Source organism: Mycobacterium zoologicum, assembly GCF_020181635.2.
GTDB classification, from domain to species: domain Bacteria; phylum Actinomycetota; class Actinomycetes; order Mycobacteriales; family Mycobacteriaceae; genus Mycobacterium; species Mycobacterium zoologicum.
Genome location: NZ_JAYJJS010000079.1, coordinates 1 through 1,338, shown reverse-complemented (window position 1 = coordinate 1,338; position 1,338 = coordinate 1). Strand labels below are relative to the sequence as shown.

Annotated in this window: 1 protein-coding gene; it reads left to right on the top strand. The window is 63.0% G+C overall.

The genetic code is table 11. From position 1 onward, the window contains the following. Positions 1-286 precede the first annotated feature (286 nt). Positions 287-1,338: group II intron reverse transcriptase/maturase (locus K6T84_RS23815; protein WP_329786993.1), on the top strand; the 1,052-nt coding region annotated here is incomplete at its 3' end.

Below are 1,338 nucleotides of genomic sequence, written 5' to 3'. Positions count from 1 at the left end.
TGTTGCGTCCTGCAAGTTGGACTGGACTAGCGGGTGGAAGTCCCGTCTCGGTAAGTACCGGAGCGCCGGGTAGCAGGCCCCGGTTCGTCGTGGAGACGCGGCGGGCTGAGCGGGGTGTCAAGAGCCTCTTTGGAGGGAGCAAGTGCACGGGCCGTAGCGTCAAGCGAACTCTGCAGCCTCGTCACAGTCACAACGGAGGAGCCGAGCCGCTCATTTCACGGCGAAGGCCATGTTCGGCGAGCCCTGTTCCGGGGTCAGCTCGTCGGGTCCTTCCGGGGTATGGGAGATGGCACGTGCACACAGTCTGGTTCGAAACAGGAGAGACCCGTCTGCCTGGCCTGCGTCGGGCAAAGACCAGGGGTATAAGCCGATGGTGAAGTCTCTTGGAGGGCAGCGGGAGTCCGATGGGGTCGTAGTACCGCTGATCGGCGTGGAACATAACGCGTCGGGAGGAAAGGGCCCCAACTTTGATTACGCGGGTGAAGTGGGTAAGCGCGAGGGCATGACCGGCTTTGTCTGGTCCAATCACCCCGGCGGGTCATTGCCTGCCGTAGTCGGGGAGCCGTTGGTGGCCTCTCCGGTGAAAGTGCGACAACTGCAACGTGCGCTATGGGCTGCGGCCAAGCAGTCTGAAGGTCGGCGTTTCCACGCCCTATATGACCGTATCTACCGGGGTGACGTCTTGGTGGAGGCGTGGGAGCGGGTGCGTAAGAACAGGGGTGCGGCCGGGGTGGATCGTGTCACCCTGGTTGCGGTGGAGGACTACGGCGTGGACCGCATGTTGCGTGAGTTGCGTGGTGACCTTCGCGAGGGTGTGTATCGCCCGGCGCCTGCGCGTCGGGTGGAGATCGACAAACCTCAAGGTGGTAAGCGGCCGTTGGGGATACCCACGGTGCGAGACCGGGTGGCTCAGGCGGCGGCCAAGCTGGTGTTGGAACCGATTTTCGAGGCGGATTTCCTGTCGTGCTCGTATGGGTTTCGGCCGAGGCGGTCGGCGACGATGGCGATGGAACGTTTGCGGACCGGGTTCATCGAGGGCTATTCGTTCGTGGTCGAGTTTGATATCGCCAACTTCTTCGGCGAAATCGACCACGAGCGTCTACTTGCCGAGGTAGGTAGACGGGTTTCGGATCGGCGGGTGCTCAAGCTGCTGCGTTTGTGGCTGCAAGCAGGGGTGATGGTTGACGGGGTGGTCCAGCGGACGGTCGCGGGCACCCCGCAGGGCGGGGTTATTTCCCCGTTGTTGGCCAACATCTTCTTGCATGTGCTCGACACCGAACTCACGGCCCGTGGGGTGGGTGAGTTGGTGCGCTACGCCGATGACGGGGTGGTGTTGTG